Below are 13,021 nucleotides of genomic sequence, written 5' to 3'. Positions count from 1 at the left end.
CTTTTTTAATACAAAAACCGTGAGAGTCCTGCTTATAGTGGTGAATTTAACCGCAAAAAAGGAAAGACCCGTTTGTTAAAAAAAGCAATTAGCGACCCATTGCAGGCCAAGGAAAAAAGTGTTCCGACCTGGACACCAACAACTGCATGCAAGTGAAATGTTGTCGCTGTAATCAAGATCACTGGTGGCACAAATGCCACCAGTTGCGCCCAAGCAAAGTGATGATGAAAAAAGCGCCTTGTCAGTAGCGTCGTGAGTGAATCAGTCGGATACATCCACAAGTTTGCTCGTTGATAAAAAGAAGTGCCCAGGCAAACAATGGTAATGCCGACAATCGCCAAGAAAATCCGTAGCCATAAGTCCACCGGTACCGTGAAATTTTTTGATAGTGCCGTGACAAAAAAATGAATTAACTGGCTAAAAAGCAAAACAAACAATAATTCACCGCTGACCGTCACCCAGGAAAAGCGCCCCGACAAAAGCAAATTAATACCAATGACAATCAAGGCAATCATCATTAAGATGAACGAAATGCTCACCCCACTCCATTGCGCCATCCCCAAGGCCGCTGCGGTCCACAAACCGTTCCCGGCAGTTGAAATAATGGACAGTGCATTACCAAAGGCCACCAGCACCAAGCCCAGTAAAAAGAACATGAGCCGCGTTCGAATATGATTATTTTCCAAAAGAATCTCCTTTTTCATTCTTACAGTTGCATTTGCAACTGCATCTGTTAAAATAAAGCACAGCTTAACTGTGCAAAATTTTGTTAAGTATTTTGTTCAAATCTGTTAACTCCGTTGCTGACAAGGTTGCAAGACGTCCTTTAATGTACTGACGCTCCAGTTTCGCTAAGACCTCGTAGCGGTCGCGCGCCTTTTGTGTCGGGTAAAGTTGCTTATAATTTTTATTTTGAGCATCCGTTACCTTATCGATATAACCTCGGTCATTTAATTTTTTTAGGGATCGGCTCAGCGTTGTCTTATCGACTTGGATTAATTCTGCCAAATCAGACTGGGTCAGGCCCTCGTGTTCCACAATCCGAATCAAATACAAAAACAGATTATTTTCTAATTGGTACTGACTGGCGGCCAGGTTCATCTCTTTGGTTGCCCGTCGTGAAACCGACCCCATTTGACGAAACACTTCTAATTCAATCACAGACAAGCTCCCCCTCACGTGCAACAGTTGCATATGCAACATTATTATACAGGAAAAAAGAAAGAAGACGAGACCAATGTGGCAAAAAAAGACTATGAACAACCTGACTGCCGATGAATTCTATCAAACGCTCAAACTTCGCATCGACACGTTTGTCGTCGAGCAAAATCGCATTTACCATGAGCTAGACGAAAACGATCTAAAAGCCATTCATGTTTTTTACCAGGAAAGTGAAAAGCATCCCGTTCTCTCCTATGCCCGCGTTTTTGAAAATGGTAACCACATCACCTTTGGCCGCGTCGTAACCGCTTCAGTGGCCCGCGGTACTGGCCTCGGCAATCAGTTAATGACTCAAATTTTGGCTGTGTGCCAGGAAAATTGGCCCGATCAAATGATTGAAATTGAATCACAAAAACAGGTTGTTGGTTTTTATGAAAAATTTGGCTTTACGGCTATCGGCCAGCCCTTTATCTTTGAAGGGACACCCCACGTCACGATGCGCCGTTCAGCAAAATAAAAAGATTTTCCCTGGTGCTGATTTTTAATTCATCAAATTCCTTCAACCACTTCAAAAGTTCAAAAAAACGTCTCGATTTTTTACCAATCGAGGCGCTTTTACGTTGTTTAAATAGTTTATGGTTCCGGTTCATAGAAGCGGCCACCCGTATGCTCAACCTTTGACTCAGAGTAAAAGGCGTTCGGATCAACCTCCTTGATAGCGTGCCGCAATTCCGGCAACTCGTGTTGGGTTATCACTGTTAACAAGATTGACCGGTCACGACCAGTGTAGCCACCGTGAGCGGAATCGATAATCGTGACACCACGACGCATCTTGTTTTGAATCGTGTCCGTCATCTCTTCCGGTTTATTCGTCACAATCATTTCTTGGATTTGTTGCTGGTGAGTATAGAACAAATCGATAAAGTGGGCCGAAACAACCACACCAATGATGGAATAAAGGGCGTATTGCCAACCGTACGTCAAACCAGCCCCAACCATAATCAAGGCATTAAAGGCCAAGTTAACTGAACCAACCTTCATCCGGAATTGATGCTTCAATTCCATTCCAATAATATCCAATCCGCCGGTACCAACACCACAACGCAAGGCGGTTCCAACAGCCATTCCGTTGATGCCACCACCAAAGATAGCGTTAATCAAAGGATCTGGCGTCAAAACAGTCTTTGTCGCAAACAGCGGCACAAAGGCCGCCGAGAGCAAAACGGCCATGGCCGTAAAGATGGCAAAGCGTTTTGACAAAGTAAACCATGCCAAAAGCAAAAGTGGCATATTCACCAAAGCAATCGCCCAAGCAACATTAATCTTTCCACCGGTTAACGTATCAACCAATTGGGCTAACCCGGTAAAGCCAGACGAATAGACATGCCCAGGCAGCCAAAAGTAATTCAACGCCAGTGATAACATAATGGCATAAAAAAGCGCTCCAACAACTTGATGGAGATAGTAGTGATCGAGATTTTTTCCTATTTTCTGTATCATTGTGTTCTGCTAGGTCAACTAAGAACGGTCCGCCCAATCCTTAATCCCTAACCCTTTTGACCAACTTAAAAGCCTGGTCCTTAGCCTAACGACGCAAATCCGCCGTTCGATACATATATTTTAACAAGATTAGAAAATATTTGAAGGGTAATTTTATAAAAAACAGATAATTTTAATCAAAAAATCAGTAAAAAGCGGTATCAAATCAAGTCTGATACCGCATTGTTAGATTTTTACTTATTTTCGGCAGAAGTTGGAACTTCCAAACCAAGTTCAAGCAACTGCGCACCAGCTACTGGCGTTGGCGCTTCCGTCATCGGCTCCGTTGCTTTTGAGTTTTTTGGGAAGGCAATCACTTCACGAATGTTGTCTTGGCCAGCCAAGAGCATTGCCAAACGGTCCAATCCAAGAGCAATTCCACCCATTGGTGGGAAACCATATTCCATTCCTTCAAGCAAGAAACCAAAGGCCTCATTGGCTGCTTCCTTGGTAAAGCCAAGGGCCTTGAGCATCTTTTCTTGGATATCCGTCCGGTGAATACGGATTGAGCCAGAGCCCAATTCGTAACCGTTCAAGACCAAGTCATAAGACTGGGCATGGGCCTTGTGTGGGTCTTCGCCTTCATCCAAGTAGTGCAGGTCTTCTTCGTTTGGCATCGTAAATGGATGATGGGCCGCAATCCAACGGTCAAAGTCTTCTGAGTATTCAAACAATGGCCAGTCGACAATCCAAGCAAAGCGCCACGGATTTTCTTGGTCAACCAGGTCCAAATCAGTAGCCGTCTGGCGACGCAAGTAGTCCAATGAAGCGGCAACAACATCAGCTCGACCAGCACCAAAGAGCAAAAGGTCTCCTGATTTGGCACCACTTGCGGCCAAAATGGCTTCGCCAGCTTCCTCCGCAAAGAACTTAGCAATTGGGCCGTTCAAACCATCGTCCGTCACCTTCATCCAGGCCAAGCCCTTGGCACCGAAGCGTTCGATGTACTGCCCCAACTTGTCGATGTCCTTACGAGAATAGTGGTCCGCCCCACCAGGAACGGCAATGGCCTTAACAACCCCACCGGCCTTGACAGCGTTGGCAAAGACGCCAAAGTCAGAATCCTTGACCGTTTCTGACAAATCTTGGATTTCATAGGCGATTCGCAAGTCTGGCTTATCAGTACCAAAGCGGTCCATTGATTCTTGCCAAGTCAACCGTGTAATATCCTCAAGCTTTAAGTCGAAATTCACAACGTCCTTCATGATTTGCTGAACCCAACGACCAACTAATTCCTGAATTTCGGCTGCTGACATAAAGGAAGTTTCCATATCCAGCTGCGTAAATTCAGGTTGACGGTCACCACGCAAATCCTCATCTCGGAAACAACGGGCAATTTGGAAGTAGCGATCGAAACCGGCGCCCATCAAGAGTTGCTTGAAGAGCTGGGGTGACTGTGGCAAGGCATAGAATGAACCAGGATAAACTCGGGAAGGAACCAGGTAATCGCGGGCTCCTTCGGGCGTTGACTTTGCCAAGTATGGTGTTTCAATATTGATAAAGTCGTTTTGATCCATAAAATGCGTGGCAGAAGCCATAATTTTTGACCGAACACGCAAGTTCTTTTGCATTTCTGGACGGCGCAAGTCCAAGTAACGGTACTGGAGCTTCAATTCTTCCCCAGCATTCACGCCATCTTCGATATCAAAGACCGGTGTCTTGGCCTCTGCAAGAATCTCAGCCTTCGTTACCTTAACTTCAATGCCACCAGACTTAATCTTCTTGTTTTCCTGGCCTTCTGCTCGAGCAACCACTTCACCCTCGATAGCCAAAACATATTCATTACGAGCACCCTGGGCTACATCAAGGGCTGCCTGGTTAGCAGCAGAAAAAGTTAACTGAACAATTCCCTCGCGGTCACGCAAATCAATAAAGACCAGGTCCCCAAAGTTACGACGCTTTTGTACCCAACCAGCCAACGTCACCGTTTGACCGATATATTGTTCATCAACTAAACCAGCATAAGTCGTTCGTTTCATTTTTTATTTCTCCTCTGCTTCCAGTGCCTTCACAATCCCTGCCAAATCATTTTGAACCTTGGCCAAGTCCAAATCAGCTTGGTGGCCGGTCGCCATATCCTTGATCTGAACCTGATTTGTCTTCACCTCCTCTTCACCTAGGGTAATCACAAAGCGAGCATCACGACGGTTAGCCGTCTTAAACTGTGCTTTCACTGACCGACCCGTAAAGTCCAAGTCAGCGGAATAGCCCAGGTCACGCAAGGCAGTTGCCAATTCAAGCGTCTTGGCTTGTGTATCCTCACCAATGTGCACAAGGTAGAAGTCAAGGCCTGCCGGCTTCATCTCTGCTTGTCCCTGAGCTTGCAAGAGTGAAATCAATCGTTCCACACCCAAACCAAAGCCGATTCCTGGTGTTTCTGGGCCACCAAATTCTTCCACCAAGCCAGAGTAGCGACCACCACCAGCGATGGTTGCAGCCCCCTTCAAGTTTGGATCTGTCGTCATAACCTCAAAAATCGTGTCATTATAGTAATCCAGGCCACGAACCATGGTTTGATCAATTTCATAATCAATTCCCAAGTCATCCAAGTAGCCCTTAACCGCTGCAAAATGAGCTTTTGATTCTTCTGACAAGTAATCAAAAATCGTTGGCGCATCCGCAACAATCTTTTGATCATTTTCATCCTTAGAATCTAAGATTCGCAAAGGATTCTTTTCCAACCGAGTCTGTGAATCCTTTGACAATTCAGCTGCGTGTGGTTGCAAGTAAGCAACCAGTGCATCTCGGTAAGCCTGGCGTGAGCCTTGGTCACCCAAAGTATTCAAGGCAACCTTCAAATCCTTTAATCCTAATGAGGCCAAGAACTTAACCACCATCGTAATCACTTCGGCATCCAGGCTTGGTTCCTTTGAGCCAAACGCCTCAACCCCGATTTGGTGGAATTGACGGAAGCGACCAGCTTGTGGACGTTCATAACGGAACATTGGGCCCATATAAAAAATCTTGTATGGGCTTTCGTGTTCTGGCCCGAAGAGCTTATTTTCAACATAAGCACGAACGACACCGGCCGTTCCTTCAGGACGCAAGGCCATGTGACGGTCACCCTTGTCGTTAAAGTCGTACATTTCCTTGGTCACGACATCGGAAGTATCACCGGCCGAACGAGCGTAGACGTCAAAGGCTTCAAACATCGGCGTTCTGATTTCCCCATAACCATAACGGGCAAAAATCTTCCGCGCTTGTTGTTCAATTCGCTGCCATTCGCGCACGTTTTCTTCAAATAAGTCCGCGGTCCCCTTGGGCCGTTGAAAATTAGCTTTTCCCATCTCATCTATTCGACGCCAATGCGTCGCCTCCATTATCATCATTAAAATAGTCAGAAACGATTAGTAATAAAAAACGCCCCTAACAGCCTTGCCAAATCGGCAAAGTTGTTAAGGGCGCTTTCGAGCACGGTACCACCTTAGTTTCGTGTATCAACACGCTTTCATCCATAACGCGGATAAACGGCTGGGTTAACAGCAACCTTCCAGGTGTCTTCTAATGAAACTATTGTCTGACTTACACCAACCGTCAGATCGCTTTTTGTCCAAGTTTCATCTTCTCCTGCTCATCGGCTAATCTATTTCTAAGTTTAGCAGTTTTTTAATAACTGTCAATACTTGAAACAAGTCGATTCGCCTTATTTTTTATCATCACGTTGACGACGGCGCTTACCAGCCAAGAGAGCCAGCATGCCAATCATTGCCAATGGCAAGAACTTCGTATCCGTGTGATACTTCTGCAAACGACTAGTCATTGGTAAGACAGGCGCTTGCTTTGGAGTAGGTTCTGGTTGCGGCGCAGGCTCAGCAGCCTTGGCAACTGGCTTCTGCCGGTCACTTTCAGTTTGAGCATTAGCGACCACGCCATCAATCTTTTCCTTATTCGTCTGAACAGAAGCTTTCACTTCATTTTCAGCTGCGGCTTGATCAATCGCCTTCTTACCCTGTGCGACAATTTCATCAATTTCGCGATCAGCTTGGGCGATTTCTTCAGGTGTTAGGTTTGGCAAATGAGCAATCTTATCCTTGGCCGCTTGGGCATAACCAGCTAACTGGTTATCAGCATCCGCCTTGGTATTGTCCAAAATCGAGTTTTCAACATCCTTTTGGATTGTTGCCAAGCCATCATCCAAAGCCTGCTTGATTCCCTGCGTTGTCGTGGCCTGATCAATCTTAGCCTTCGCAGCAGCTGCATCCTGATCGACCTTGGCCTTATCAGCACCCTTCTGGGCATCCACAAGAGCTGTCAAACCATCAATCGTTGTCTTGGCCTGGCCGCCGGCATTGTCGATAGCTGTCTTAGCTTGGGTCTTTGCTTTAGCAACCGCTTGACCGCTTGCACTTGCTGCATCAGCTGCAATCTTATCGATAGCGGTCTTGCCATTCTGCAAAGCGGTTGCAACGCTGTTGGCATCCGTTGCTGCATCAATTTGACCTTGGCCAGCCTTCACAGCCGCATCAATCTGGGCATTCGCCTGGTTAATTTGGTCAGGGGTCAAATCAGGTAATTTGGCGATGGCGGTTTTTGCTGCTTGACCGTAAGTGGCCAGTGCAGCATCGGCAGCCTCCTTAGTCGACTTCAACTGAGCGTCAGCCGTATCAGTATTCAGCGTATCGGTTCCGGCCTTTTGAGCTGTATCAATATCCGCTTTGTTCGTTGCCTTGGCAATCGCTGCCTTGGCATTCTGAGCATCCGTATCGATTTGCGCTTCACGAGCAGCCTTATCTGACAATGGTGTCAAACCATCAATGGCAGCCTTCGCCTTAGCGGCGGCATCGTCAATCACGGTGTTAGCAGCGTTCTTTTCCTTAGTAACCGTTGTATCACTATTCGTCTGAGCGGTCTCTTGAACCTTATCGACGTTCGCCTTACCATCTGCCAAAGCCTTCGCAACACCATTGGCATCCGTTGCACTATCAATCTGACCTTGACCAGCCTTCACAGCCGCATCAATATCAGCGTTAGCCTGCTTAATCTGATCAGGAGTCAAATCAGGCATGGCCGCAATCTTATCCTTAGCGTCTTGACCATACTTAGCCAAGGCAGCATCGGCAACTGCCTTCGTTGACTTCAACTGGGCGTTAGCCGTGTCGGTGTCCAACGCATCGGTTCCGGCCTTTTGGCCCTTCGTGATATCAGCCTGATTTGTTGCATTGTTGATTGCTGCCTTAGCAGCCGCAGCATCTTTTTCAACTTGAGCTTCACGGGCTGCCTTGTCTGACAATGGTGTCAAACCATCAATGGCAGCCTTCGCCTTCGCAGCAGCATCGTCAATGACACTATTAGCTGCAGCCTTTTCCTTTTCAACCGTTGTATCGCTATTCGTCTGGGCAGTTGCCTTAACAGCATCCACTGCAGATTCACCGTTCTTCAAGGCAGTCGCAACACCATTGGCATCGGTAGCTGCGTCAATCTTAGACTGTCCGTCCTTCACAGCTGCATCAATATCGCTATCAGCCTACTTAATCTGGTCAGGAGTCAAATCAGGCATGGCCGCGATCTTATCCTTGGCATCTTGACCGTACTTCGTCAATTCAGCATCGGCAGCTTCCTTCGTTGACTTCAATTGAGCAGAAGCCGTATCGGTATTCAACGTATCGGTTCCAGCCTTTTGAGCTGTATCAATATCAGTTGCGTTTGTTGCCTTGGCAATCGCTGCCTTAGCAGCCGCAGCATCCTTATCAACTTGGGCTTCACGGTCTGCCTTATCCGATAGAGGATTCAAGGCATCAATAGCAGCCTTCGCCTTCGCAGCGGCATCGTCAATCACGCTGTTAGCAGCGTTCTTTTCCTTTGTCACTGTTTGTTGACTCTGACCTTGAGCGATTAAGCTCGTATTGTTAATATCTTTTTCACCATTGGCCAATGCCGTTTGAACATCAGCTATGCTTTGTGCCTGGTTAATATTGTTCGTCCAAGTCTTAACCTTCGCATCGATATCAGCATTTGCCTGATCAATTTGGTCTTTGGTCAAATCAGGAAGGGCAGCAATCGTCTGCTTTGCCTGATTTGCATAGCCCAAAAGTCGAGCAGCAGCATCACGCTGAGCATTTTCAATCTGTGAATTCAAAACATCTTGGTTGATGTTGTTAATACCAGCTTGCTTTGCCTGCGTAATCGCATCGGTATCCGTTGCATTATCGATATTTTGTGTAGCATCCTTAGCATCTTAATAAACCTGATCTTCCTTTGCCTGCTTTTCTGCTGCAGACAGAGGTGACAAGTTTTCAATCGTTGCCTTAGGCTTAGCGGCAGCATCCTCGATAGCATTCTTAGCATCCTGCTTAGCACCAGAAACGACTTGATTACTCTGACCTTGAGCCGTTGTGGAAACAGCATCAATTGCTTTTTCGGCAGCAGTCAAAGCTGATTTTGCATCATCGACCGTTTGCGTAGCAGTAATTGCTTTGTTACCAGCGTCAACTTCCGCTTCAATCTTCGCTTTAGCATCCGCCAAATCAGTTGCTGGCAAATCAGGCAACTTGGCGATAGCAGCTTCGGCATTATCGGCGTATGCCCGCAAGCGAGCTACTGCATCCTCTTGCGCACTCTTAACTTGAGCGGCAGCTACATCGTTATTAATCGCGTTTAAACCACTATGCTGATCAGTAGTAACCTGTTCAGTCGTCGTATCTTGCGCAATCTTTTGCTTAGCAGCAGCAGCATCATTATCAACCTGAGCTTCACGGTCCGCCTTATCTGACAGCGGATTCAAAGCATCGATAGTAGCCTTGGCTTTAGTAGGCGCAGCATCAATAGCCGAGTTAGCTGCGTCCTTAGCAGTCTTAACAATCGCATCACTACTGTTTTGTGACTGGGCTTGGACAGCATCGACTGTTGCTTTACCATTCTTCAAAGCAGTCGCAACACCAGCTGCATCAGCTGCACTATCAATTTGACCTTGACCAGCCTTCACGGCCGCATCAATCTAGGCATTTGCTTGATCGATTTGGTCCTTGGTCAAATCAGGCATAGCCGCAATCTTGTTCTTTGCATCCTGACCATACTTGGTCAATTCAGCATCAGCAGCTTCCTTCGTCGACTTCAACTGGGCGGCAGCCGTGTCGGCATTCAACGTATCGGTTCCGTTGTTCTGGGCCACCGTGATGTCGGCTTGGTTCGTTGCCTTGGCAATCGCTGCCTTGGCAGCAGCTGCATCCTTTTCAACTTGGGCTTCACGATCCGCCTTATCTGACAGTGGGTCCATGCCTTCAATAGCAGCCTTGGCCTTGGCGGCGGCAGCATCAATCGCATCACTAGCCGTCTTCTGTTCATTGGCAACTGTTGTCTCACTGGTGGTCTGGGCAGTCGCCTTAACAGCATCCACCGCATCTTCACCATTCTTCAAAGCAGTCGCAACACCAGCTGCACTATCAATTTGACCTTGACCAGCCTTCACGGCCGCATCAATCTGGGCATTTGCCTGATCAATTTGGTCTTTAGTCAAATCAGGCATCTCCTACCGACGGCCGCCCTCCTGCTAATTGGCCTGGTGACATTGCCGCTAGGACTCCTCGGTCTAAAACGAGAACCGTTGCCCCAGCAAGAGCATCCTACCCTACCAATCAAAAAAGGAACCCTGACCTGGTTAGTCCTTGGTTCCCTAGCCGTCTTATCCAGCCTGTTAGGCCTGATTCCCGCTTTTTTCGGTTTAATCATAGCCCTGATTTTAGCCATTACAATTAACCGCCAATCACTGACAACAGTTGATTATGGTGTCGTATGGCTGATTGCCAACTTCTTTCTGATTGTCGGTGCCCTCATCCGATTACCACAGCTCGCCACATTTTTAAAATGGGCTGGCCAATCATTTTGGCAAACCTTCATCACGGGTGCCCTCGTCAGCCAAGGTCTCTCTAATGTCCCAACAGCAGCCCTACTTGCGCCGTTTACTTCCTATAAAGTGGCACTCTTTTTGGGCGTTTCAGTCGGTGGGTTCGGTACATTAGTAGCCTCATTAGCAAATTTATTGGCCTACCGCCAGGTTCGCAAGCATCTCACACGCCAGGATGCCCGCTACTTCTTTATCGTCTTTACCAGTTGGAACCTACTCTTCTTGCTTGGCAGCATCGCCCTCGTCTGGATTTTTAGGCAAATTTAAAAAGGCTAGGAACACATTCCTAGCCTTTTGTTATGACACTATTTAAAAAATCAGTCCTTGGTCGAAGTCGCAAGCAGCTAAAAAGCACCTGGACCTGCAAATTTGGTACTCTCAGCCCAAAGTCGCAAGCAGCAAAGTTCATCGAATCCGGCCCCGCCACTCCGATGCATTCAGTCCTTGGCCGAAAGCAGCTGCGCCACCCGTTTCTGCAAGTCCGGTACAATCTCTTCCTCAAACCAAGGATTCTTTTTCAACCAAATGTTATTCCGTGGGGATGGATGAACAATTGGCAAATACTTAGGCCAGAAACGATCAAAGTCCTTAACCGTTGCCGTTAAGGTTGCTGATTTTGGCAAATCTAAGTAATATTTTTGAGCATACGAACCAACTAAAATCGTCAGCTGAATATCTGGCATTGCCGCCAGCAGGCGTGGATGCCACTTCTCGGCAATTCCCTTCCGCGGTGGCTTATCACCCGACTTCGCCTTGCCCGGATAATAGAAATCCATCGGAATCACGGCAATTTTCCCCGACTCATAAAAGGTTTGCTTGGACACACCGAGCCAATCTCGCAACCGGTCACCAGAGGCATCGTTCCACATGATGCCAGTTTCTTGCACCTTCAGTCCTGGTGCTTGGCCAATAATTAAAATCTTGGCCGTGGCCGGCGCACTGTAAATCGGATCCCAGCCCGCCTTGGTATAGGCCGCATTAGCGGGATCCGCCTTAATCTCATCAAAAATAGTCATCACCTGGCCTCCTCCAAATCAGTTTTGTGGGTCATCGGCTTGTTGGGCCGCTGCTACCGCACTTTCCTTAAAGTAAATGCGGTCAGCCGTCCCATAATAAACATCGGCCAACTCATCCTCAGTGAACAGGCCACTCTCTTCCAACCAGCCCGCTAAATGTTCATATGAATTAAAGGTGGCAGACCATGGCGAGTCGGTCCCCCAAATAAGGCGCTTGCTGCCCAAAATTTCTTTGGCCAATGCCACCGCCCGCCGACTTTTTTCAAATGGCAACGCCGTTTCGCCCAAGATATCCTGAATGGCTGACAAATCAGCCACAATATTTGAATGCGGTGCAAAGAGTTGCAACGTATTTTCCAAAAAATTCAAATGCTGGTCATCTGGAAACGATAGGTGGCATACCACAAAGTCCAACTGTGGGTACCGAGCCGCCAAGATGGCAATTGCTTCTGGTTGGTGACTAATTTGCTCGGCACTGCCGTAATCGACTGTCACCGTAAAGCCAGGGTAGTTGGCCAAATAATGAAAAATTTGCCCCATTCTCGTATCTGTATCCAAGCGAAACGGTGTTGTTTGGTGGTAACCGTGAAGGCCGCCACCCTGGCTAATTTCTAATTTGATGGCCCGAAAGCCCAAGTCCTCAACATGACAGCGAACAATGGACAAGGCATTTTCAGCAAAAGGGTCCACCGCAAAGGCGCCAATAAAACGGTCAGGATAACGTTGCACAGTTTGGTAAGTATAATAATTTTGGTAGCCGTTCAAGCTTCCCTGCAGCAAAACCGCCTTTTCGATGCCATGAGCATCCATGACCTTTAAAAAGGACTCCGCAGTCAAATTAGTCTCACCCCAGCCATCGGGAATCAGCTTAATCTTGGTTCCATCGTCCCAGATGGCCTCACCATTTCCCAAAGCGTTTAAGCGCCCCTTCCCATTTAGCCCGGCAATTTCTTGGACTAAGTGCACATGTCCATCGATTTTCTTCATCAGCGGTTGTTCCGTCCCTTCAAGTTACTTTAAATCCAGTATAACGCAATTTACCAGCAAACAAATAAGAGCAAACGGAAAAACCGTTTGCTCTTATATCTATCTGATTTGAATGAATAGAAAAATCTTATATTTGTCAATCTGAATGATAATCGATATCTCCTGTTAAGGCTAATCATTTAATCATGCCATAAGCCAAGAGCTACACATACAAAAATCAAATAGTCTTACTTTTGATATGAAATATTGATACCTATTGAATACCACTCCTAGAGACTGCTAAATAATATACTCTAACTTTTAAACTTCAAATCAAAAATAATAAATGCTTCAAGATAATAATTTCCTACAACAGATTAAAATAAATGTGGCAGATTACAAGTTTAATTCGAACGCATCCGTAAAAACTTCCAATGGTGTTTGATAATGATGTAATTTCATGGGCCGCTTGTTAATGAGTTCAACCGCCTCATATAAT

The 13,021-nt window shown here is 46.7% G+C and carries 13 protein-coding genes and 1 pseudogene; 2 read left to right on the top strand and 12 right to left on the bottom strand.

Translation table 11 applies throughout. The annotated features are described in order from the left end of the window. Positions 1 to 32 precede the first annotated feature (32 nt). Positions 33 to 686: a DUF6198 family protein gene (locus tag AABI20_RS06415; RefSeq protein ID WP_338345439.1), complete on the bottom strand. Its 654-nt coding sequence runs from the start codon at positions 684 to 686 to the stop codon at positions 33 to 35. Positions 687 to 750: 64 nt separating this feature from the next. Next, complete coding sequence (locus AABI20_RS06410) at positions 751 to 1,134, bottom strand: MarR family winged helix-turn-helix transcriptional regulator (protein WP_338345488.1); 384 nt, start codon at positions 1,132 to 1,134, stop codon at positions 751 to 753. Between the two features lie 103 nt (positions 1,135 to 1,237). Between AABI20_RS06410 and AABI20_RS06405 the strand changes: the two genes are divergently transcribed. Further along, positions 1,238 to 1,678, top strand: a complete 441-nt coding sequence (locus AABI20_RS06405) for a GNAT family N-acetyltransferase (protein WP_338347161.1) — start codon at positions 1,238 to 1,240, stop codon at positions 1,676 to 1,678. A 116-nt stretch (positions 1,679 to 1,794) separates the two neighbouring features. Here the strand turns inward: AABI20_RS06405 and AABI20_RS06400 are convergent, their stop codons facing one another. The 7 genes from AABI20_RS06400 to AABI20_RS06370 all read right to left on the bottom strand — a co-directional run bounded on the left by AABI20_RS06400 (position 1,795) and on the right by AABI20_RS06370 (position 10,153). Next, complete coding sequence (locus AABI20_RS06400; protein WP_421823418.1) at positions 1,795 to 2,658, bottom strand: YitT family protein; 864 nt, start codon at positions 2,656 to 2,658, stop codon at positions 1,795 to 1,797. A gap of 236 nt (positions 2,659 to 2,894) precedes the next feature. After that, positions 2,895 to 4,679 carry an aspartate--tRNA ligase gene (gene aspS / locus AABI20_RS06395; RefSeq protein ID WP_288846283.1) on the bottom strand — a complete coding sequence of 595 codons (1,785 nt, stop codon included), beginning with the start codon at positions 4,677 to 4,679 and terminating at the stop codon, positions 2,895 to 2,897. A 3-nt stretch (positions 4,680 to 4,682) separates the two neighbouring features. Then, positions 4,683 to 5,987, bottom strand: coding sequence for a histidine--tRNA ligase (gene hisS / locus AABI20_RS06390; protein WP_338347159.1), 1,305 nt, complete (start codon positions 5,985 to 5,987; stop codon positions 4,683 to 4,685). A 356-nt stretch (positions 5,988 to 6,343) separates the two neighbouring features. Then, positions 6,344 to 8,140 (bottom strand): DUF1542 domain-containing protein, encoded by a 1,797-nt coding sequence (locus AABI20_RS06385; RefSeq protein WP_338347158.1) that lies wholly within the window; start codon positions 8,138 to 8,140, stop codon positions 6,344 to 6,346. Between the two features lie 24 nt (positions 8,141 to 8,164). Next, positions 8,165 to 8,776, bottom strand: coding sequence for a DUF1542 domain-containing protein (locus tag AABI20_RS06380; RefSeq protein WP_338347157.1), 612 nt, complete (start codon positions 8,774 to 8,776; stop codon positions 8,165 to 8,167). Between the two features lie 99 nt (positions 8,777 to 8,875). Further along, positions 8,876 to 9,622 carry a DUF1542 domain-containing protein gene (locus AABI20_RS06375; protein WP_338347156.1) on the bottom strand — a complete coding sequence of 249 codons (747 nt, stop codon included), beginning with the start codon at positions 9,620 to 9,622 and terminating at the stop codon, positions 8,876 to 8,878. A 12-nt stretch (positions 9,623 to 9,634) separates the two neighbouring features. Continuing rightward, a complete protein-coding gene (locus AABI20_RS06370) occupies positions 9,635 to 10,153 on the bottom strand; it encodes a hypothetical protein (protein ID WP_338347155.1) in 519 nt (172 codons plus the stop codon). An 87-nt stretch (positions 10,154 to 10,240) separates the two neighbouring features. Here AABI20_RS06370 and AABI20_RS06365 point away from each other — a divergent pair, with 87 nt between their 5' ends. Continuing rightward, complete coding sequence (locus tag AABI20_RS06365; protein WP_338347153.1) at positions 10,241 to 10,807, top strand: transporter permease; 567 nt, start codon at positions 10,241 to 10,243, stop codon at positions 10,805 to 10,807. A gap of 170 nt (positions 10,808 to 10,977) precedes the next feature. Here AABI20_RS06365 and AABI20_RS06360 read toward each other — a convergent pair whose 3' ends face one another. The 3 genes and pseudogenes from AABI20_RS06360 to AABI20_RS07615 form a co-directional block, all read right to left on the bottom strand. Further along, on the bottom strand, positions 10,978 to 11,556 hold the full coding sequence (locus tag AABI20_RS06360; RefSeq protein ID WP_338347151.1) for a uracil-DNA glycosylase family protein: 579 nt from the start codon (positions 11,554 to 11,556) through the stop codon (positions 10,978 to 10,980). Between the two features lie 18 nt (positions 11,557 to 11,574). Then, a complete protein-coding gene (locus tag AABI20_RS06355) occupies positions 11,575 to 12,543 on the bottom strand; it encodes an amidohydrolase family protein (RefSeq protein WP_338347149.1) in 969 nt (322 codons plus the stop codon). Positions 12,544 to 12,918: 375 nt separating this feature from the next. Then, a pseudogene (locus AABI20_RS07615) lies at positions 12,919 to 13,021 on the bottom strand (IS30 family transposase); the annotation flags it as partial.

Origin of the sequence: Fructobacillus cardui, from assembly GCF_963580785.1 — a bacterium.
GTDB classification, from domain to species: domain Bacteria; phylum Bacillota; class Bacilli; order Lactobacillales; family Lactobacillaceae; genus Fructobacillus; species Fructobacillus cardui.
Note: the sequence above shows the minus strand (reverse complement) of the source record. Positions and strands in the feature narration are given on the sequence as shown.

What these genes read in the sequence shown, in the direction of transcription:
- AABI20_RS06410 (WP_338345488.1), bottom strand. Translation starts at nt 1,134, where the DNA reads ATGGGGTCGGTTTCACGACGGGCAACCAAAGAGATGAACCTGGCCGCC.
- AABI20_RS06405 (WP_338347161.1), top strand. Translation starts at nt 1,238, where the DNA reads ATGTGGCAAAAAAAGACTATGAACAACCTGACTGCCGATGAATTCTAT.
- aspS (WP_288846283.1), bottom strand. Translation starts at nt 4,679, where the DNA reads ATGAAACGAACGACTTATGCTGGTTTAGTTGATGAACAATATATCGGT.
- hisS (WP_338347159.1), bottom strand. Translation starts at nt 5,987, where the DNA reads ATGGGAAAAGCTAATTTTCAACGGCCCAAGGGGACCGCGGACTTATTT.
- AABI20_RS06360 (WP_338347151.1), bottom strand. Translation starts at nt 11,556, where the DNA reads ATGACTATTTTTGATGAGATTAAGGCGGATCCCGCTAATGCGGCCTAT.
- AABI20_RS06355 (WP_338347149.1), bottom strand. Translation starts at nt 12,543, where the DNA reads ATGAAGAAAATCGATGGACATGTGCACTTAGTCCAAGAAATTGCCGGG.